Origin of the sequence: Escherichia sp. SCLE84, assembly GCF_012584495.1 — a bacterium.
Taxonomy (GTDB): Bacteria; Pseudomonadota; Gammaproteobacteria; order Enterobacterales; family Enterobacteriaceae; genus ECMA0423.
Genome location: NZ_CP051430.1, coordinates 3,360,915 through 3,380,537, shown reverse-complemented (window position 1 = coordinate 3,380,537; position 19,623 = coordinate 3,360,915). Strand labels below are relative to the sequence as shown.

The window sequence follows — 19,623 nt, the reverse complement described above, 5'->3', positions numbered from 1 at the left end:
CGATTAATACCATGACACGGGCCGTGAAACCGCGCAGGTTTGCAATCAGGCCCATCATCTACGCCAGCGTTCTTAGCGCTGGCGTATTGTTGTGCGCCTTTTCCGCCCACGCGGATGAGCGTGACCAACTCAAATCTATTCAGGCCGATATCGCCGCAAAAGAGCGCGCGGTACGCCAAAAGCAACAACAACGCGCAAGCCTGCTCGCACAATTGAAAAAGCAGGAAGAAGCGATCTCTGAAGCCACCCGTAAGCTGCGCGAAACGCAAAACACGCTCAATCAACTCAATAAACAGATTGATGAGATGAACGCGTCGATTGCCAAACTGGAGCAGCAAAAAGCCGCCCAGGAGCGCAGCCTCGCCGCGCAACTGGATGCCGCATTCCGTCAGGGCGAGCATACCGGTATTCAGCTAATTCTCAGCGGTGAAGAAAGCCAGCGTGGACAGCGTTTACAGGCTTATTTCGGCTATCTCAACCAGGCGCGACAAGAAACCATTGCCCAGTTGAAGCAAACGCGTGAAGAAGTCGCCATGCAGCGTGCTGAACTGGAAGAGAAACAAAGCGAGCAACAAACGCTGTTATATGAACAGCGCGCCCAACAGGCGAAACTGACTCAGGCGCTGAACGAGCGTAAAAAGACGCTGGCAGGGCTGGAGTCTTCCATCCAGCAAGGTCAGCAACAGTTGAGCGAGCTGCGCGCCAACGAATCCCGTCTGCGTAGCAGCATTGCCCGTGCGGAAGCCGCGGCGAAAGCGCGTGCAGAACGAGAAGCACGTGAGGCCCAGGCGGTTCGCGACCGCCAGAAAGAAGCGACGCGTAAAGGCACCACCTACAAACCGACTGAAAGCGAAAAATCGCTGATGTCCCGTACCGGTGGTCTGGGCGCGCCGCGTGGTCAGGCATTCTGGCCGGTTCGCGGGCCGACGCTGCATCGCTATGGCGAACAGCTACAGGGTGAATTACGCTGGAAAGGGATGGTGATTGGTGCCTCTGAAGGTACTGAAGTTAAAGCGATTGCCGACGGTCGGGTGATTCTGGCTGACTGGCTGCAAGGCTACGGTCTGGTGGTGGTGGTTGAGCATGGTAAAGGCGACATGAGTCTTTACGGCTATAATCAGAGCGCACTGGTGAGCGTTGGTTCGCAGGTTCGCGCGGGCCAGCCAATTGCACTGGTGGGCAGCAGTGGCGGTCAGGGTCGGCCTTCACTCTATTTCGAAATTCGCCGCCAGGGTCAGGCGGTCAATCCACAGCCGTGGTTGGGAAGATAAGTTTTGTTTCCATTTCGTCGTAACGTTCTTGCATTTGCCACTCTGTTGGCGCTCTCCTCCCCCGTACTTGCTGGCAAACTTGCCATCGTCATTGATGATTTTGGGTATCGCCCGCACAACGAAAACCAGGTGCTGGCGATGCCTTCCGCTATCTCCGTCGCTGTATTACCCGATTCACCGCACGCCAGAGAGATGGCGACCAAAGCGCATAACAGCGGTCACGAAGTGTTGATTCATCTGCCAATGGCACCGTTGAGTAAACAGCCGCTGGAGAAAAATACGCTGCGCCCGGAGATGAGCAGCGACGAAATTGAGCGCATTATTCGTAGTGCGGTCAATAACGTGCCCTATGCCGTGGGGATCAACAACCACATGGGTAGCAAGATGACCTCTAACCTGTTTGGTATGCAGAAAGTGATGCAGGCGCTGGAGCGTTACAATCTTTACTTCCTCGACAGTGTAACCATTGGTAATACCCAGGCGATGCGCGCCGCGCAAGGCACTGGCGTGAAGGTTATTAAACGGAAGGTGTTCCTCGACGATTCACAGAACGAAGCGGACATCCGTGTGCAGTTCAATCGCGCAATTGATCTGGCGCGTCGCAACGGTTCAACCATTGCCATTGGGCATCCTCACCCTTCAACGGTACGCGTGCTACAACAGATGGTTTATAACCTGCCGCCAGACATTACGCTGGTGAAAGCCAGCAGCTTGCTGAATGAACCGCAGGTTGATACGTCTACACCGCCGAAAAACACTGTGCCCGACACACCGCGTAATCCGTTCCGTGGCGTGAAGCTGTGCAAACCGAAGAAACCGATAGAACCTGTTTATGCTAATCGCTTCTTTGAAGTATTAAGCGAAAGCATCAGCCAGAGCACGCTGATCGTTTACTTCCAGCATCAGTGGCAAGGCTGGGGCAAACAGCCCGAAGCGGCGAAGTTTAACGCTAGCGCAAATTAAAGGCGCTACGCGTAATGCGATGGTGCGACCGCGTTTTGTCGCGCCATTGCCATAAGCGGAAAGACCACAGTAACGCCTGGTAACCGACCTTCACGCTGCGCACATTGGTAATCAGGCGCTTATACATACCGGAAGTAAATATCTCGGCAATCATCCGTTGGCGGGTAAGAATATCCGGCTCTTTGCGCACCGCATGGCAAACACGCAATGCCTCGTAAGTTATTTGCTGATGAAATTCCGGATAAATCATAATTTTGTCGGCATAATTTCGATTTAATTTCTCCAGCAGGCGGGTAATCTTAATATAGTGACGTTGATAATTAAGGTTTTTATTCCCTTGTCTATGCAACCGACTCACTGACGTATTATGCAGATAATATTTATATAATGATTGCTCGGTATATCGCGCACGCAGCGCGTTAAACATGAATTCTGTTGTCCAGACAATATCCTGATGATGTAATCCGGCAATAAATTTAATGTTATTTTTAACAATAACATCACGGCGATAAACCCCCATCCAGACAACGTGAGTCCAACGGCGCGAAGAAAGCCCCATCCGCAGCCAGTCCGGGCCGGTTAATACGCCGGTTGAGCGAAGGCGATCGCTGGGGATGGATTGCCAGGTTTCTCCCGTTTCACGAAAACACCAGTCAGCGTTGCACTGCGCCACGTCGAGGTCATCCTCTAACGCCATGGTCATCAGCGTTTCGTACATGGTGGGATAGACCTCATCGTCAGCATCGACAAAAGCGACATATTTGCCCGTCGCCACCTCGATCCCACGATTACGCGCTACCGATGCGCCAGCATTCGCCTGATGCAACAAACGAACGTGCGGATAGTTTTCTGCGTAATGCTTTGCTATTTCAACAGAATTATCCGTTGAACCATCGTTAATAATAATGATTTCCAGAGCAGTCCAGGTTTGCGTAATTAAAGATTCCATACAAGTGCGGAAATCATCGCCCGCATTATATAACGGAATAATAACACTAAGTTTATTGGTGCTGTTCATCATAAATTACCGACGACCTCTGAAGTTATCCTGACGTTTTACAGGCTTTGTATTAAGAAACTATTAAGCCTGTGAGATATTATTTTTACAGGTGAGAGAGTCACTTCAGGGTAGAGAGATAATGAGAGCAGCTATATAAGAGATCAGCGCAATTACGATATCTTTATTACACTGACAGGATTTTACATATTTAACGGATTATCCTCAGGCAAAAGGGCTGGAATACCAGCCCTTGTTCGTGTTAATCCCAACTCAGAATTACTTTCCCGGACTGGCCCGAACGCATAGCGTCAAAGCCCTTCTGGAAATCATCGATAGAGAAACGATGGGTAATGATCGGCGAGAGATCCAGACCTGACTGAATCAGCGCCGCCATCTTGTACCAGGTTTCAAACATCTCACGACCGTAAATACCTTTAATGAACAAGCCTTTAAAGATTACTTTGGTCCAGTCGATAGACATATCGGACGGTGGAATACCCAGCATCGCAATGCGACCGCCGTGGTTCATGGTGTCGAGCATGGTACGAAACGCTGGCGGCGCACCGGACATTTCCAGACCGACATCAAAGCCTTCGGTCATGCCCAGTTCTGCCATCACATCATTAAGGTTTTCTTTAGCGACGTTGACCGCACGGGTGATACCCATTTTGCGCGCCAGCTCAAGGCGGTATTCGTTAACATCGGTGATCACCACATTGCGTGCACCAACGTGTTTCGCCACCGCCGCAGCCATAATACCTATCGGACCTGCACCAGAAACCAGCACATCTTCGCCCACCAGATCGAACGACAGCGCGGTATGCACGGCGTTACCGAAGGGATCAAAAATGGAAGCCAGGTCGTCGGAGATATTGTCGGGGATTTTGAAAGCGTTGAACGCCGGAATCACCAGATATTCGGCGAAGCAGCCCGGACGGTTAACACCGACACCAATGGTGTTGCGGCACAGATGGGTACGACCGCCACGACAGTTGCGACAGTGACCGCAGGTGATATGGCCTTCGCCAGAAACGCGATCACCGATTTTGAAGCCTTTCACTTCCTGACCAATACCTACCACTTCACCGACATATTCATGGCCTACGACCATCGGCACCGGGATGGTTTTTTGCGACCACTCATCCCAGTTATAGATGTGAACGTCAGTCCCGCAGATGGCTGTTTTACGGATTTTAATCAGCAGATCGTTATGCCCGAGTTCCGGTACAGGAACGTCGGTCATCCAGATGCCCTCTTCCGCTTTCAGTTTGGATAACGCTTTCATCTCACATCCTCAGGCGATAACGCCCAGTTGTTTACCAATACGCGTGAATGCTTCTACTGCACGCGTAATTTGCTCAGGGGTATGCGCCGCAGACATCTGGGTACGAATACGCGCCTGACCTTTCGGAACGACCGGATAGAAGAAACCGGTGACGTAAATGCCCTCTTTTTGCAGCTCACGGGCAAATTTCTGTGCCACTACTGCATCGCCAAGCATGACCGGAATAATGGCATGATCGGCTCCCGCCAGGGTAAAGCCCGCCGCCGACATTTGCTCACGGAACTGGCGCGCGTTCGCCCACAGACGGTCACGCAGTTCGCTGCCCGCTTCGACCATCTCCAGTACTTTGATGGACGCGGCAACAATGGCCGGTGCCAGCGAGTTGGAGAACAGGTACGGACGAGAACGCTGGCGCAGCCACTCAACCACCTCTTTGCGCGCCGCGGTATAACCACCAGAAGCCCCGCCCAGCGCTTTACCAAGCGTACCGGTGATAATATCGACCCGGCCCATCACATCGCAGTATTCATGGGAACCACGACCATTTTCACCGACAAAACCGACCGCGTGGGAGTCATCCACCATCACCAGGGCATCGTATTTATCTGCCAGATCGCAAACGCCTTTCAGGTTGGCAATCACGCCGTCCATTGAGAACACACCATCGGTGGCAATCAGCACATGACGCGCACCGGCTTCACGCGCTTCTTTCAGACGTGCTTCCAGCTCCTGCATATCGTTGTTGGCATAGCGATAGCGTTTAGCTTTGCACAGACGCACACCATCAATAATAGACGCGTGGTTCAGTGCGTCGGAGATAATGGCGTCTTCCGCACCCAGCAGCGTTTCAAACAGTCCACCGTTAGCATCAAAGCAGGAAGAGTAGAGAATCGCATCTTCCATCCCCAGGAATGCCGCCAGTTTTTGTTCAAGCTCTTTATGGCTGTCCTGAGTGCCGCAAATAAAACGCACCGAAGCCATGCCGAAACCGTGAGAATCCATTCCCGCCTTTGCTGCCGCAATCAGATCCGGATGATTCGCCAGCCCGAGATAGTTGTTGGCACAAAAGTTAATGACGTGGCTTCCATCAGCCACAGTGATATCTGCTTGCTGCGCAGACGTAATAATGCGCTCTTCTTTAAACAACCCTTCCGCCCGTGCGGTTTCCAGATCGTTGGTTAACTGCTGATAAAATTCTCCACGCATTGCGATTCTCCAGACAGGGCAAATTCCAGCACATATTACCCAAACTTATAGGTCGCGACGAGATGACGCGTTAACACTTCTGCAAAATTCAGGATAAATAACGTGTAACTTGATGTCTCTCAACACCTACAGATAGTAGAAAAACTGTACAGTTTTGGCTGGGCATAATGATGATTGATTTTACTGCATTGATATAAAAAGAAAAAATGATGCCAAAGCATCATTTTTCCTATCTCAGTTGGTATCAAAACGCTACCCACTAATGGAGGGAAACCTATTTTCTTGAAAGGAAAATTCTCAGCGCCTGCATTTTTGCCCCTAAAGTGTTACTCCTGAAGCAGCGAAACAAATCGAACCATTTTCCTCTCCCCAGATAGTTTAGGTTGAAGAGATCGGGGCGTTTGTAATAGCACATGACAAAAATGCCCTGGTCATCATCCACAATGTTATTATTTAGTGTTATTTTTTGACTTTCCAGAACTAATTTATAGAATTCTTTCCATTTATGCTGTGAACCAACAATTGCGCCCCCAATAATATATACATGATTGCCAATCATGAAATCAAAAACCTGTTGTTGAGATGTGACAGTAAGCCCTTTTTTTATAGTGAAAAGATGCATCTTACTTTCATCAAATGGGAAATCCCAAATTTTCAATCCTCGAGTTACATTTGGCTTACGGCAATAGCCAAAATCTATCCACGCAACAAGAGGCGTTTTCACTAAGCCCATGTTGATAGCTTTATTTACAAAATAGGCCTTAAGGTTACATACCAAAACATACTCTGGTGACCAGTACTCTGGGTTTTTTAATTGTCGAGGCTCAAGTCTATTTGTAAACGACTCATCTTTTTGAATTTTTTCGATACGACTTCTGATATATCTAAATTTCTTTTTTATATCGATAACGATAACCGTTGTTGGTTTTCCGTTGCGAATCGCTTCAACCCTTGGTTTCAAATCGGGAGAAGTGAAAATAATCATCTCATTTTCAAGTGCGGCCAGACGCTCAAAGTAACTAAAATAAACATCAACTGAACGAGCTAGTTTTTCACGGAACCCTTTATTAGCAGTCCAATCCCCTCTACCAATGTCAAAATATGCAGTGATAATTGTGGTGGATGATTTCATTACTAATAAGACCATTAATATAAAAAAAGAATTATATCATAAATATTAACAGAATGTATACTGTATATTATCCATTCAAATGCTTCCGTTATTTATCATACATCGGAATATTGATACTAAAGCACTATTCACATGCAAAACCAACATCCGCCATGAAGGACTAGCTAAAACCCAAACTAGTTTGTTGCAATTAGCATCCTTGCACCTCTATGTAAAGGGCTGAAGGGATTCGGATGTGATGGTATGATTACAGACATTCGTGTCTGAGATTGTCTCTGACTCCATAATTCGAAGGTTACAGTTATGATCATCGTTACCGGCGGCGCGGGCTTTATCGGCAGCAACATCGTTAAAGCCCTGAATGATAAAGGCATCACCGATATTCTGGTGGTGGACAACCTGAAAGACGGCACCAAGTTTGTGAACCTGGTGGATCTGAATATCGCAGACTATATGGATAAGGAAGACTTCCTGATCCAGATTATGGCTGGCGAAGAGTTCGGCGATGTCGAAGCGATTTTCCACGAAGGCGCGTGCTCTTCCACCACCGAGTGGGACGGCAAGTATATGATGGATAACAACTATCAATACTCCAAGGAGCTGCTGCACTACTGCCTGGAGCGTGAAATCCCGTTCCTGTACGCTTCTTCCGCAGCCACCTACGGCGGACGCACCTCCGACTTTATTGAATCCCGCGAGTACGAAAAACCGTTGAACGTCTACGGTTACTCAAAATTCCTGTTTGATGAATATGTTCGTCAAATCCTGCCGGAAGCGAACTCGCAGATTGTTGGCTTCCGTTATTTCAACGTTTATGGACCGCGTGAAGGCCATAAAGGCAGCATGGCGAGCGTCGCTTTCCATCTCAACACCCAGCTTAACAACGGTGAATCACCGAAGCTGTTTGAAGGTAGCGAGAACTTCAAACGCGACTTCGTCTATGTGGGCGACGTGGCTGATGTGAATCTGTGGTTCCTGGAAAATGGCGTTTCCGGCATCTTCAATCTCGGTACTGGTCGTGCGGAATCCTTCCAGGCGGTAGCTGATGCTACGCTGGCTTATCACAAGAAAGGCCAGATCGAATACATTCCGTTCCCGGATAAACTGAAAGGCCGCTATCAGGCGTTCACTCAGGCAGATCTGACGAATCTGCGCGCGGCGGGTTACGACAAACCGTTCAAAACCGTTGCTGAAGGTGTAACGGAATACATGGCCTGGCTGAATCGCGACGCATAAGAGCTCTGCATGAAAATACTGGTGATCGGCCCGTCTTGGGTTGGCGACATGATGATGTCGCAAAGTCTCTATCGCACGCTCCAGGCGCGCTATCCCCAGGCGATAATCGATGTGATGGCACCGGCATGGTGCCGTCCATTATTATCGCGGATGCCGGAAGTTAACGAAGCTATTCCTATGCCTCTCGGTCACGGAGCGCTGGAAATCGGCGAACGCCGCAAACTGGGTCATAGCCTGCGTGAAAAGCGCTACGACCGCGCCTACGTCTTACCCAACTCCTTCAAATCTGCATTAGTGCCTTTCTTCGCGGGTATTCCTCATCGCACCGGCTGGCGCGGCGAGATGCGCTACGGTTTACTCAACGATGTACGCGTGCTCGATAAAGAAGCCTGGCCGCTAATGGTGGAACGCTATATAGCGCTGGCCTATGACAAAGGCATTATGCGCACAGCACAAGATCTGCCGCAGCCATTGTTATGGCCGCAGTTGCAGGTGAGCGAAGGTGAAAAATCATATACCTGTAATCAATTTTCGCTTTCATCAGAACGTCCGATGATTGGTTTTTGCCCGGGTGCGGAGTTTGGTCCGGCAAAACGCTGGCCACACTACCACTATGCGGAGCTGGCAAAGCAGCTGATTGATGAAGGTTATCAGGTGGTTCTGTTTGGCTCGGCGAAAGATCATGAAGCGGGCAATGAGATTCTTGCCGCTTTGAATACCGAGCAGCAGGCATGGTGTCGGAACCTGGCGGGGGAAACACAGCTTGATCAAGCGGTTATCCTGATTGCAGCCTGTAAAGCCATTGTCACTAACGATTCTGGCCTGATGCATGTTGCGGCGGCGCTCAATCGTCCGCTGGTTGCCCTGTATGGTCCGAGTAGCCCGGACTTCACACCGCCGCTATCCCATAAAGCGCGCGTGATCCGTTTAATTACCGGCTATCACAAAGTGCGTAAAGGTGACGCTGCGGAGGGTTATCACCAGAGCTTAATCGACATTACTCCCCAGCGCGTACTGGAAGAACTCAACGCGCTATTGTTACAAGAGGAAGCCTGACGGATGCGGGTTTTGATCGTTAAAACATCGTCGATGGGCGATGTTCTCCATACGTTGCCCGCACTCACTGATGCCCAGCAGGCAATCCCAGGGATTAAGTTTGACTGGGGGGTGGAAGAAGGGTTCGCACAGATTCCTTCCTGGCACGCTGCCGTTGAGCGAGTTATTCCTGTGGCAATACGTCGCTGGCGTAAAGCCTGGTTCTCGGCCCCCATAAAAGCGGAACGCAAAGCGTTTCGTGAAGCGCTACAAGCAGAGAACTATGACGCAGTTATCGACGCTCAGGGGCTGGTAAAAAGCGCGGCGCTGGTGACGCGTCTGGCGCATGGCGTAAAGCATGGCATGGACTGGCAAACCGCTCGCGAACCTTTAGCCAGCCTGTTTTACAATCGTAAGCATCATATTGCAAAACAGCAGCACGCCGTAGAACGCACCCGCGAACTGTTTGCCAAAAGTTTGGGCTATAGCAAACCGCAAACCCAGGGCGATTATGCTATCGCACAGCATTTTCTGACGAACCTGCCTACAGATGCTGGCGAATATGCCGTATTTCTTCATGCGACGACCCGTGATGATAAACACTGGCCGGAAGAACACTGGCGAGAATTGATTGGTTTACTGGCTGATTCAGGAATACGGATTAAACTTCCGTGGGGCGCGCCGCATGAGGAAGAACGGGCGAAACGACTGGCGGAAGGATTTGCTTATGTTGAAGTATTGCCGAAGATGAGTCTGGAAGGCGTTGCCCGCGTGCTGGCCGGGGCTAAATTTGTAGTGTCGGTGGATACGGGGTTAAGCCATTTAACGGCGGCACTGGATAGACCCAATATCACGGTTTATGGACCAACCGATCCGGGATTAATTGGTGGGTATGGGAAGAATCAGATGGTTTGTAGGGCTCCGGGGAATGAGTTGTCTCAATTGACAGCAAATGCTGTTAAGCGGTTCATTGAAGAAAACGCTGCCATGATTTAAATTACAACTCTTTAATAGATAATTTTGAAATAAAATCAGCTTCCTTGCTGATTTTATTTCACATATTCATTACTTCTCTAATAAACATTGGTCCGATTGTGCTTTAAAATAAGCACAAAGCAATATTATGGTGATAAACACAGCAGTCGGAACCGGTTTAGAAAAGAGTATTACATCACTTAGTCCTACTACCAGTAGTGAAAAAAGCAAGATTAAAATATAAGGTTCTTTAGCAGTTCTTAAGGCATATATGAGTATTGCTGAAAATGCTAAAATTGTTAATACAACTCCAGGAATACCACGCGTTGATAACGTATCTATGAGATCGTTATGCAAATGAGAATCTACATAGGGTAAAGCGCCACTCAATCTAGGCTCTTTTTCTTCTAGTTCATGTATTTTTTCCGCACGTTTTTCCAGTGATTGTCCTATTGGAGAATATGTTTTTAAGCCAACTTCATACATTGCCAGACGGGCACCGACTGAAGTTCTGGTGTTATCATGCGAATAATTAACTAAATCGTTATTTAAGTCATTCATTCTCATAAGCAATGTATCTTTAAAAGAAAATACACCTGCTAATAATGCAATCGTAATAAAACAATATAACTTATAATTAATTCGCTTATTAATATAACTATCCATTACGATTAATATTAACGCAAAGAATGGAAACACTAATATGGCTGCACGCGTCTCAGTTACTATGACAGCACATAAGCTAAGCATGAAGTTAATTGTATATAATGTTGTTTTATGTCTAAAGTCGGATTTTAAAATGAGAATTGATGCCAGTAAAGAAGGAAAAAGGATGATGTAGCCTGCTGTTGTAGCGTGGGAAGCTGATAATGCAACACGGTCGACGTTTAAATAGAAATGTTGCCACATGGCATGCGCAAAAAAAAGTAACTGCGTTGCCAGGGATGCGAACAGAATTAGTTTCCCAAATTTTATTTTTGTTCTCATCTCATTTTTAGCAAAAAGAACTAATAAAATAAAAGCGCTACACAAGGCAATTTTTCCAGTTTCCATTGGGCCACGATATGCATTGGTATAAACAGAGCCTGAAACTTTATAATGTGAATACCAGATGATATTTACGATACCCAAAAGACATAATGAGATGAAAATTAACAAAGTAGGATTATTAGTTATTGTTTTTTTTGGTGTCGCAAGAAAATACAATGCAGATATAATTCCAGCTGCATGAAGAAACTTTGTTGCAACATCATCCCATAAAGACAAAGTCATTAAAGAAAAAATACATAATATGAGAATTAAAGACTTTATACCAGAATTAATTTCATTCCAACAAAACGACATATAGTTTCAACCTATGCTACGAGGATGGGTTATTTAATGCAAGATCTAACGTTTATTCTTTTTTCTATTTACCAGTCTTACCATCCTCCAGAGAATATAATTTTTTGATGCTAATATTTTTGCTCGTCTCTTATCTCTCTTGCCAGGAAGATTACAATCTCTTAATTCTTTTTCATTGCTTTCAACTAATTGATTCAATAGTTTAAAATCACCATTAAGTAGAACATTCCATAAATAACGAGTTTTATGATAAGCTCTATTTTGACTCAATAATGTATGAATTTCTTCTTTCCGGTTACCTTTGTATAACTGCATCACAGAAGAGTAGATTCTTTCGTGCGCAAATGACTCATGTCGATAATGAGTGATGGTTCTACATGAGTTCATTAAGGAATTTTCTCTATAGTTATGCTTATACATATAATATGGAACCGCATACATATCGCATGTAATTAGCAGTCGATAGATAAAATCAAGATCTTCTCCTAGTCGTAAATCTTCATCAAAAAAAAGATTATTCTCTTCCAGAAGTTGTTTTCTTATAAACAAGCACCCTATATGGAATCTAACCTTTTTATAAAAAAAGTCGAAAAGTAAAGATCCTTCATTAAACTCTGTATTTATAGGTGAGTAAGTAACACCATCTTTTATATAATGGCCATAAAGCCCACAATAAATCGCATCCCCTCCCGTCTCATGTTGTCTGGTATACATCTTCAGCAGATAGTTAGGATCTATCTCATCATCATCATCCATAAAACATATAAACTGTCCTTGCGCCTTGCGGATACCTGTATTCCTGGCAGACGAAACACCGCCATTTTCTTTATTGATAATAATTAATCGAGAGTGGGTTAACCCATACTCTCTCAAAACGTTTGATGTGTTATCTTTAGAACCATCATTAACAATAACAATTTCAAAATTTGGGTAAGTTTGTTTTTCTAATTTCGTTAGAGTTTCAGTAATGTAATCAGATGAATTATACGTCGGTATTATTATGGATACTAAAGGGTAATCATTGCTCATCGTGTTCTCTTGCCTGAACTAATAAAATATGATAGTACTCATCCTTAATTATTATTGTAACTCAGACATCCATGATTTTTATTATTATCCAAATAGTTTTCTTTTATACTTATTTAATTTAAATTTAATGAAGTAAATAAAAGCGTTAAACGTATCACCATTTTTCTTTGCATGTTGATATTTTACTTGATGCTGCTTTTCATTCGTGGCTGGAATAAACGCCACATCATTCCAGCAAGAAGCCTGATAAGCCTCATTAAAATACTTCTGGCAGGGATAATTCGTCCAGTCGTTCCAGGGCTTCGTTACGCCAACATAATGAATCAGCTTAGTATCATCGGTAATGGTCTTTTTATAATCTTCATCGCTTTTATTTTTTAACTCATAGTCAATGCCATAAAAGCAATCATAATCGCCGCTAATAAAAATACAATGACCAAAGAACAGAATATTTAAAATATCCTGATCAAGGCATTTATACTTCGTGTGCTGCGGGTCACTTGCCAGCATAGCAATGGCTTTATTCATAAAATCATTTTTCGCCCATGCTTCAAGCTGCAGATATACTACACCGGCGTTGAAATAATTCCCTGGAAGTCCCTCTATAGCCAGACGCTTCGCTGGTTTTTCCTGCATAAAAGGCACATCTTTAATAACAGCTGCGAACTTATCCTCATCAAAATTAATATCAAGCAATCCAGCTAATGAGCCTTTACAGATGACATCAGCATCGATATATAACAGATTTTCAATAGTTTCACTCAAATACTGGAACGCAACTAAACGGAAGAATGTTGCATAAGACCACTGTTTCAGGCTGGGGAAGATATCAATAAAGGCATTGGAGACTTTATAAATTATTACTTCAACGTTAGCATTTTTGCTGGTAAAAGCATTAACACGTTGTAGATAATCTTCATCAATGTAGTCGGTAAAGAGATGAAACTTAACCGCAAGATCCGGGTTATGCATAACAACTGATTGCATAGATACTGCCGCACCAAATAAAAAGTTACGGTCAATACCGTAAGCGATATTTAACACACGATCGGTGTTAGCAATTTCCCCAGAGACAGCGACTTCAGTAATACTCTCAGCTAATAAATCCATGTTGGTTCCGTTTTGACTGTGTGGTTTACGCTTTGCCTTTTAATTTTTTAATAAATTTGCGTAGTTTGGTTCTGTAGATTACTGAATAGTAGCCATAATCTTTTATTTCGTTGACAATACCCAGGTGACGTTCCATGGCCAGACGATCACGAGCTTTACGCTCTGCCGTACAGCTTTTACCGGATAGGTCAATTATCCTGACACCATCTTTACTAACGATAAAGTTACCCCGGTGTGGGTCGCCCGATAGCATATTTAAGGCATGCAATTTTTCCATTGAAGCCTTAATTTCTGCTTTAACATTTTCTGGAATAATCGGCATATCATTGAGCTCTACGCCCTCGACATACTCGATAAGCATGATAAAAACACTGGCATAGTTGAAAATTTTACGCTCAGCCAGAAAATAAAAATCATTAGGAAAAGTAAGACCTGCACTTCTGACACGATCGGTTTCAACGATCAAATTCTGATAGTAGTCACCTTTTACAAAAGATTTTAAAAAACGTTCATTCCTTTTCGTTTTCGGAGCAAAGACTTTAAAAACATAGCGACCATATTTCGTATCAATCAAAGATACTTTGGTATCATCAATATTACGTAATACTTTTACTGTTTTAAAATTATAGGCCAGTATTTCATCAAAGATTTCTTTATATTTATTATCATTATCTTTGTAATAAAATGAGAAGCCGCGATAACGTATACTTGTAATCATAAGAGTAATTTATTTCTTAAGCTTGTACTTAATTAATGAAGTTATGCCTTTTATATACTCACCATGGGCAAACAGATGCTTATATTGTTTCTGCATTTCTGCAACAGTCCGCGCCTCTTTAAGAGGATATTTCTTCCAGGGAGATTGTTCACGCGCGATATTAAAGTATGATGCAGACGGATATCCAGCCCAGCTATGCCATGGTTTAGTTATCCCTGTATAGTGAATCAACACTGTTTTATCGGTAATGGTTTGCTGATACTTTCGATGACTACGATCATAAAGTTCGTTTTTCAGGGTATAAATAGTATCAAAATCCTTCGCAAGGTAGATATTATTCATATTAAATGCGATATTCAACGCATCCTGATCTAAATATTTAAGAGAGCCATATTTAGTTTCCCCTCGTAAAAGTTTGAGTAAATACGGTGTCAAATTTGCTTCATGCCATTTTTTAAGATTGACATAGATAACGCCTGCATTGAAATAACGTCCATTCATTTCGGGAATGTTGAGGCGTTTTGCACATGCCGCCTGAGTACTATCATTGTCAGGAATGACCGCAGCAAACTCATCTTTAAATATAATTTCTGTGAGAGGTTTCAGGCTTCCTTTACAAACAACATCGGCATCCAGATACAGCAGTGTGGAAATACTTTCACTCAGATATTCAAAAGACAATACCCTGAAGTATGTCGCGTACGACCAAAACTGTGACGTCGGCAGATCAGCAAAGTATTTGGGGTCAATTAAATATACAATAATTGAGGTATTAAATTGTTTTGCTGTTTCATTAAATGACTTTAAATAATCATCATCCACATAATCAGTGAAAACATGAAAGACAAAATTAATATCTGAATTATTAATCAAAACGGAAGAAATTGAAACGCCAGCACCATACAAAAAATTCTTATCGATACCGTAGGAAACATTTAGCTCTGGGGCGTTTTCTTTTTTATTATCTGCTAAATACGAAAACCGTTCTTTTATAAATTCATTCATTTAACTTTTCTCAATTTCATTTTATTATCTTTAAATAAAAATAATAAATATAATTCATTATCCCGTTAATTGGTTTGTTTTGTTTAAAATTATGCTTGGCGCAATAACGAGCATAGTTTGAGTTAACTGGCCGCATTAACGGTTCATTTTTCCAGGGCGATGCTTCTTTGGCTTTGATAAAAGGTTGCGCACTTGGATAACCGGCCCAGTAATGCCAGGGTTTTGTCGGGCCGACATAATGAATTAATACGGTTTCATCATTAATTGGACAAACAAATGATTTTTTTAATTCATAATTTAAACTAAATTGCGTATTGTATTTAGCATCAATGAATTTAACTTTCCCTAACAGGATAAGATTAAGGATATCTTGATCCATATAGGTTAAACGGGAAACGATGGCTTTATCAGCAAGCATCGACATCGCTTTAGCAGAAACGGACTCCTGCGCCCACGCTAGTGTATTAATTAACAGGACACCTGAATTAAAGTAACCCTTTTCAAGTTCATTACACTGCAGACTTTGACCCCGTAACGACCACCAGTTAGCATCGCGTTCAGTAACAACAGCAGCAACGTTATTGGCAAGATCCATTGTTATCAGCGGCTTTAAGTTTCCCTGACAGGCGATATCAGCATCCAGGTAAAGGATCTTATCTTGTTGATCAATAAAGTAATCTGCAATTACAAAACGGAAATACATGGCAATAGACCAATTTTTGGTCGTCGGTAATGCCTTAAGCCGTTCACAATTTACCAGATGGATCTGGATACAGGTACGATAGCTTTTCGCCAATTGGGCTAAACGCTGGATATCGGCTTCAGGGATATCATCAATAAAAACGTGGAAAACAAAACTCACGTCGTTGTTATGTAACAAAACTGACGTGATTGAAACACCACAACCAAAAAGAAAGTTTTTATCAATGCCATAAGCAACATGGAATGATGATGCCACTGACGCCGCTGGCCTTTCATCGAAGATGATTGTCTTATTGATCATCTCTTGTGGATTAAAATAGTGGGCACTCATATTTCTCTCCGGAAATTACAACGATTTTCGAATCGTTCTTTCCCTGATTTTTGTGGCTTTTGCTTCTGCTTGCGACAGCAGTCCTTGTTCCTGCTTGAGAATGTCTTTAAGCGGGGCGGCAAAATACACTTTCATAAACCGCCAGATATCCCGCTGAGTCAGGCCGATATTCATCGAAGAAAAATAAAGCCCAATAAGATCTTTATCCCGCCAACGACGTGGAACGCGCGTGCGAAGCTGCGCCCGGTGCAGGTCAATTACCGAAATTTTTAACTCCTCTTCCTTACCGGAAAAAGGCAAGTGCAGCAGGAAATGACAGATATAACAGTCACGGTGGTTAATGCCCGCAGCATGCATATCGCGCACCATCGTCGCGACACGCTTAATAAGCATACGCTTTACGCGAACATCTGGAGGGTTAGTCGCCCAGTCAGCACAGTAATCTTCAAGACTTATGGTTGGTGTCAGATCTTCGGTAATAATAAATGAAGTTCTGGTCAGCGGATTCATGCCTTTTTCGCCGAATGCCACCCCATACATAGTATCAACGCCGACATCCCGCAGTCGATGAATCGCATTCCATTCGCGGTCTGCGCCTAATACTGGCATCCGCAATGAGAGTAAATTTTTGATTATCTCTTTCAGGGTCGTGCCGCGATGCCATTTGAGAAAATAGCTTTTGCCCGCCATTTCAAAGCGCAGAGTACGGCGAGTTTCCAGTTCACGAAATACCTCACCCTGCAAGGTTTTAACTTCCTCAAAAGGATCTTTGCCGCGCCATAACGTGGCAAACGGCTCTTTAAGTTCAACCATCCAGACCACCCGTTATGATATCCGCCGCTTTCTCTGGCAGACTGTATAAATCTTGTGTATCAGCATAATGTCGCGCATTTTCCGCCCAGGCCTGGCGCAATGAAGATTGCGTTAACGCTTTGCGTAAAATCTCATTCAATGTTTCCTGGCGGAATGGCTCAGCAATAGCCTCGCCGCAATTAGCGTCGACAATATAATGCGCATAGCCACAAACGGCAGTTGTTAGTACCGGTAATCCTGCAGTAATCGCTTCCAGCAGCACAATTCCCGCCGCTTCCTGGTAGGCAGGATGCAGTAATAAATCCGCCGCCGCCATTAATTCCGAGACATCGTTGCGCCCCGAGAAGAAGTGAACATTACTGCGCACGCCGCGTTTTTCTGCCAGTGCCTCAAATTTTCGCGGTTTATCCTGCCCAACAACATATAGCAATGTGTTGTGGCGCAGCGAATCCGGTAACGAAGCAAGTGCTTCAATGGAACGATCGACACCTTTACGCGTGAAGTCTGAACCGACCTGCAACAATAAATATTGTTGTTCGGTTATTCCATTCTTCTTACGGAAGATTTCACGGCTATTGGCTGGCTGCTGGCTATATTTACGATCAGGATAAATCCCCGGTGGCAGAATATGAAAACGCTCCGCTTCAGTCTGATAATGTTTCTGGAAATCGGCGATTTGCTTATCTGTCAGCATCAGCAGCTGTGTCGGCTTGCCCTGTTCGAAGGTTGCCCGCTCAAAGGCGGCATAATGGCGATAACGTGACGTCAGGCGATAGAAAAAGCCTTTTTCCTGCGCTACTTTCTCGGCATAACAAACATCAGCGGCATAATAAACGTCCAGCCCCGGCATTTTGTTGAATCCAACGACTTTATCGACGGGATGTTCGCGTAAATGTTTTTGCACCCAGGCAAAATACTCCGCATTGCGCCCGTGATTGGTATGCGATTTAACCGGCGCTTTGATCAGTTCAAATACATCAGGGCATTCGCCTTCCCACGACTGGGTATAAACCCGAACATGATGACCTCGGGCGGCGACTGTCTGAGCAATACGCATAAAATCGCGCTGCAAACCGCCAAAGGGAAAATATTTATATAAACAAAAAGCAACGATCATAACGACGTACCTGTCGTGGAGGAGGGCAGTAATTTATCGACAGCAGCAATGACATCTGCCGCCGGAATAACCGAAAGATACATCTCATTTCGGTCACGCTGATCGCGCGTTGGCATTTCCCGGTAATCTCCCGCCCAGAATTGAATCATGTTATTTGACCAGGGACGCCAGAAAATATGATCTGTTGCGCCAAACAGCGATATCAGCGGCGTATTAACTGCAGCGGCAATATGCGCCGGTGCGGAATCAACGCCAATAAACAGCTGCGCATGATCGATTAACGCACCAAGTTCCGGGAAGGTCACCTTTCCAGCCAGCGCCGTTACTGGTGGCGTCTGGCATCCCTGCGCAATTTCATTGACGCAGGCCAGATCGTCTTTATCTGGGCCGGACGTCAGAACGACTTCATAACCACGAGCATGTAAGGCATCAATCACAGCGGAAAACTTGGCGTTGTCCCAGCATTTGAAGATTTGCCGCGCCGTAGGTTGGATAACCACATAATTTTGTCCAACACCAGCGTGATCAAGTTCGCGACGCATACGTTTCCAGCTTGCAGGCGGGTAACTCATGGTTGTCTGCTTCACCAACGAATCAAGTCCCAATGGTGTCAGCACGGATAAGTTACTTTCCACCACATTTCCACCCTGCAACGGCACCAAATGGGTGAAACTTTTACGCCAAAAAGCAGACTGCCGATGATGATAATCCTGGGAAATTTTCACACGGGCATTTAATAAGCGAACCAGTATAGCAACCATCCATTGATCGGTAAGATTGACGATAAGGTCATACTTATTGGCACGTAATACCTTGATGAGATGAAAAAAGTTGGCAATTTTTTCTGAGGCTTTTGCTTTTTTATTTTTTATGCCGTAGAGCGCGTTAATCTCTGGATTTTCAGACAGGATCGGGATGGTGTCCTGATAAAGCAGCACATCGATTTTTGCGTCAGGGTAATTTTTTTTCAGCGAACTAATGACGGGAGTAGTTAATAACATATCCCCATGAAAACGCATCTTAATGAGCAAAATTCTTCGAAATGGCTTATCCACAAGTAACTCTTTTTGTTGAGATTATCCGATTAAGGTGAAGCAGAAAAAGCACGCTACCGCCCCAGGCTCAACAGCTACCTGAATACTGATACCGCACTGATATTGACGCGCTAGTGTATCACTTCTTTCGCGGCAATCCGACCCGAATGATTTTTAAGCACATTGTTGATTTTCAATAAAGAAATCAATCAAATAAAATCATTAGCAACCATATTCTTTCACTGTTGCTCTGCGATTCCTTCCTGCACGTACAGCAGAAATCAATGAATCGCATAAAAATACAAAAAAAGTATAGA

The 19,623-nt window shown here is 44.6% G+C and carries 18 protein-coding genes; 5 read left to right on the top strand and 13 right to left on the bottom strand.

The window, feature by feature from the left end; genetic code table 11:
* Positions 1-11 precede the first annotated feature (11 nt).
* Together envC and HGD79_RS16420 are read left to right on the top strand one after the other, a co-directional pair.
* Positions 12-1,271 carry a murein hydrolase activator EnvC gene (gene envC, locus HGD79_RS16425; protein ID WP_001465696.1) on the top strand — a complete coding sequence of 420 codons (1,260 nt, stop codon included), beginning with the start codon at positions 12-14 and terminating at the stop codon, positions 1,269-1,271.
* 3 nt (positions 1,272-1,274) lie between these two features.
* The gene (locus tag HGD79_RS16420) at positions 1,275-2,234 is read left to right on the top strand and encodes a divergent polysaccharide deacetylase family protein (RefSeq protein ID WP_001472520.1); all 960 of its coding nucleotides are present in this window, start codon (positions 1,275-1,277) and stop codon (positions 2,232-2,234) included.
* Here the strand turns inward: HGD79_RS16420 and waaH are convergent.
* From waaH to yibB, 4 genes are all read right to left on the bottom strand, one after another.
* Complete coding sequence (gene waaH / locus HGD79_RS16415) at positions 2,221-3,255, bottom strand: UDP-glucuronate:LPS(HepIII) glycosyltransferase (protein WP_000982085.1); 1,035 nt, start codon at positions 3,253-3,255, stop codon at positions 2,221-2,223. The genes HGD79_RS16420 and waaH overlap by 14 nt on opposite strands.
* A gap of 238 nt (positions 3,256-3,493) precedes the next feature.
* Positions 3,494-4,519 (bottom strand): L-threonine 3-dehydrogenase, encoded by a 1,026-nt coding sequence (gene tdh / locus HGD79_RS16410; protein ID WP_000646014.1) that lies wholly within the window; start codon positions 4,517-4,519, stop codon positions 3,494-3,496.
* 9 nt (positions 4,520-4,528) lie between these two features.
* Entirely contained in the window at positions 4,529-5,725 is a 1,197-nt protein-coding gene (gene kbl / locus HGD79_RS16405; RefSeq protein ID WP_001213834.1) for a glycine C-acetyltransferase, read from the bottom strand.
* 274 nt (positions 5,726-5,999) lie between these two features.
* The gene (yibB, locus tag HGD79_RS16400; RefSeq protein WP_000842823.1) at positions 6,000-6,857 is read right to left on the bottom strand and encodes a protein YibB; all 858 of its coding nucleotides are present in this window, start codon (positions 6,855-6,857) and stop codon (positions 6,000-6,002) included.
* A 303-nt stretch (positions 6,858-7,160) separates the two neighbouring features.
* Between yibB and rfaD the strand changes: the two genes are divergently transcribed.
* Genes rfaD through rfaC form a run of 3 tightly spaced genes read left to right on the top strand, consistent with a single transcriptional unit; the run spans position 7,161 to position 10,124 of the window.
* Positions 7,161-8,093: an ADP-glyceromanno-heptose 6-epimerase gene (gene rfaD, locus HGD79_RS16395; RefSeq protein ID WP_000587764.1), complete on the top strand. Its 933-nt coding sequence runs from the start codon at positions 7,161-7,163 to the stop codon at positions 8,091-8,093.
* Between the two features lie 9 nt (positions 8,094-8,102).
* Entirely contained in the window at positions 8,103-9,149 is a 1,047-nt protein-coding gene (rfaF, locus tag HGD79_RS16390; RefSeq protein ID WP_000699219.1) for an ADP-heptose--LPS heptosyltransferase RfaF, read from the top strand.
* Positions 9,150-9,152: 3 nt separating this feature from the next.
* Entirely contained in the window at positions 9,153-10,124 is a 972-nt protein-coding gene (rfaC, locus tag HGD79_RS16385; RefSeq protein WP_168848447.1) for a lipopolysaccharide heptosyltransferase RfaC, read from the top strand.
* A 69-nt stretch (positions 10,125-10,193) separates the two neighbouring features.
* Here rfaC and HGD79_RS16380 read toward each other — a convergent pair whose 3' ends face one another.
* From HGD79_RS16380 to rfaQ, 9 genes are all read right to left on the bottom strand, one after another.
* Entirely contained in the window at positions 10,194-11,447 is a 1,254-nt protein-coding gene (locus HGD79_RS16380; RefSeq protein ID WP_168848446.1) for an O-antigen ligase family protein, read from the bottom strand.
* Positions 11,448-11,492: 45 nt separating this feature from the next.
* A complete protein-coding gene (locus HGD79_RS16375) occupies positions 11,493-12,476 on the bottom strand; it encodes a glycosyltransferase family 2 protein (RefSeq protein WP_000064013.1) in 984 nt (327 codons plus the stop codon).
* A gap of 84 nt (positions 12,477-12,560) precedes the next feature.
* Positions 12,561-13,586, bottom strand: a complete 1,026-nt coding sequence (locus HGD79_RS16370) for a glycosyltransferase (protein ID WP_168848445.1) — start codon at positions 13,584-13,586, stop codon at positions 12,561-12,563.
* A gap of 25 nt (positions 13,587-13,611) precedes the next feature.
* Positions 13,612-14,304: a lipopolysaccharide core heptose(II) kinase RfaY gene (rfaY, locus tag HGD79_RS16365; protein ID WP_000633089.1), complete on the bottom strand. Its 693-nt coding sequence runs from the start codon at positions 14,302-14,304 to the stop codon at positions 13,612-13,614.
* Between the two features lie 9 nt (positions 14,305-14,313).
* Positions 14,314-15,309, bottom strand: coding sequence for a glycosyltransferase (locus HGD79_RS16360; RefSeq protein ID WP_001001720.1), 996 nt, complete (start codon positions 15,307-15,309; stop codon positions 14,314-14,316).
* 16 nt (positions 15,310-15,325) lie between these two features.
* Positions 15,326-16,342, bottom strand: coding sequence for a lipopolysaccharide 3-alpha-galactosyltransferase (gene waaO, locus HGD79_RS16355; RefSeq protein WP_001272734.1), 1,017 nt, complete (start codon positions 16,340-16,342; stop codon positions 15,326-15,328).
* Between the two features lie 15 nt (positions 16,343-16,357).
* On the bottom strand, positions 16,358-17,155 hold the full coding sequence (gene rfaP, locus HGD79_RS16350; protein WP_001295235.1) for a lipopolysaccharide core heptose(I) kinase RfaP: 798 nt from the start codon (positions 17,153-17,155) through the stop codon (positions 16,358-16,360).
* Positions 17,148-18,272: a glycosyltransferase family 4 protein gene (locus tag HGD79_RS16345; RefSeq protein WP_096147557.1), complete on the bottom strand. Its 1,125-nt coding sequence runs from the start codon at positions 18,270-18,272 to the stop codon at positions 17,148-17,150. Before HGD79_RS16345 ends, rfaP begins: the two co-directional genes overlap by 8 nt.
* The gene (rfaQ, locus tag HGD79_RS16340; protein ID WP_000360402.1) at positions 18,269-19,327 is read right to left on the bottom strand and encodes a lipopolysaccharide core heptosyltransferase RfaQ; all 1,059 of its coding nucleotides are present in this window, start codon (positions 19,325-19,327) and stop codon (positions 18,269-18,271) included. Before rfaQ ends, HGD79_RS16345 begins: the two co-directional genes overlap by 4 nt.
* Positions 19,328-19,623: the final 296 nt, after the last annotated feature.

Coding starts and splice junctions, on each gene's coding strand:
- yibB (WP_000842823.1), bottom strand. CDS start 6,857: ATGAAATCATCCACCACAATTATCACTGCATATTTTGACATTGGTAGA.
- HGD79_RS16360 (WP_001001720.1), bottom strand. CDS start 15,309: ATGAATGAATTTATAAAAGAACGGTTTTCGTATTTAGCAGATAATAAA.
- waaH (WP_000982085.1), bottom strand. CDS start 3,255: ATGATGAACAGCACCAATAAACTTAGTGTTATTATTCCGTTATATAAT.
- rfaD (WP_000587764.1), top strand. CDS start 7,161: ATGATCATCGTTACCGGCGGCGCGGGCTTTATCGGCAGCAACATCGTT.
- rfaY (WP_000633089.1), bottom strand. CDS start 14,304: ATGATTACAAGTATACGTTATCGCGGCTTCTCATTTTATTACAAAGAT.
- HGD79_RS16345 (WP_096147557.1), bottom strand. CDS start 18,272: ATGATCGTTGCTTTTTGTTTATATAAATATTTTCCCTTTGGCGGTTTG.
- tdh (WP_000646014.1), bottom strand. CDS start 4,519: ATGAAAGCGTTATCCAAACTGAAAGCGGAAGAGGGCATCTGGATGACC.
- HGD79_RS16375 (WP_000064013.1), bottom strand. CDS start 12,476: ATGAGCAATGATTACCCTTTAGTATCCATAATAATACCGACGTATAAT.
- waaO (WP_001272734.1), bottom strand. CDS start 16,342: ATGAGTGCCCACTATTTTAATCCACAAGAGATGATCAATAAGACAATC.
- envC (WP_001465696.1), top strand. CDS start 12: ATGACACGGGCCGTGAAACCGCGCAGGTTTGCAATCAGGCCCATCATC.
- HGD79_RS16370 (WP_168848445.1), bottom strand. CDS start 13,586: ATGGATTTATTAGCTGAGAGTATTACTGAAGTCGCTGTCTCTGGGGAA.
- HGD79_RS16380 (WP_168848446.1), bottom strand. CDS start 11,447: ATGTCGTTTTGTTGGAATGAAATTAATTCTGGTATAAAGTCTTTAATT.
- rfaF (WP_000699219.1), top strand. CDS start 8,103: ATGAAAATACTGGTGATCGGCCCGTCTTGGGTTGGCGACATGATGATG.
- rfaC (WP_168848447.1), top strand. CDS start 9,153: ATGCGGGTTTTGATCGTTAAAACATCGTCGATGGGCGATGTTCTCCAT.
- rfaP (WP_001295235.1), bottom strand. CDS start 17,155: ATGGTTGAACTTAAAGAGCCGTTTGCCACGTTATGGCGCGGCAAAGAT.
- kbl (WP_001213834.1), bottom strand. CDS start 5,725: ATGCGTGGAGAATTTTATCAGCAGTTAACCAACGATCTGGAAACCGCA.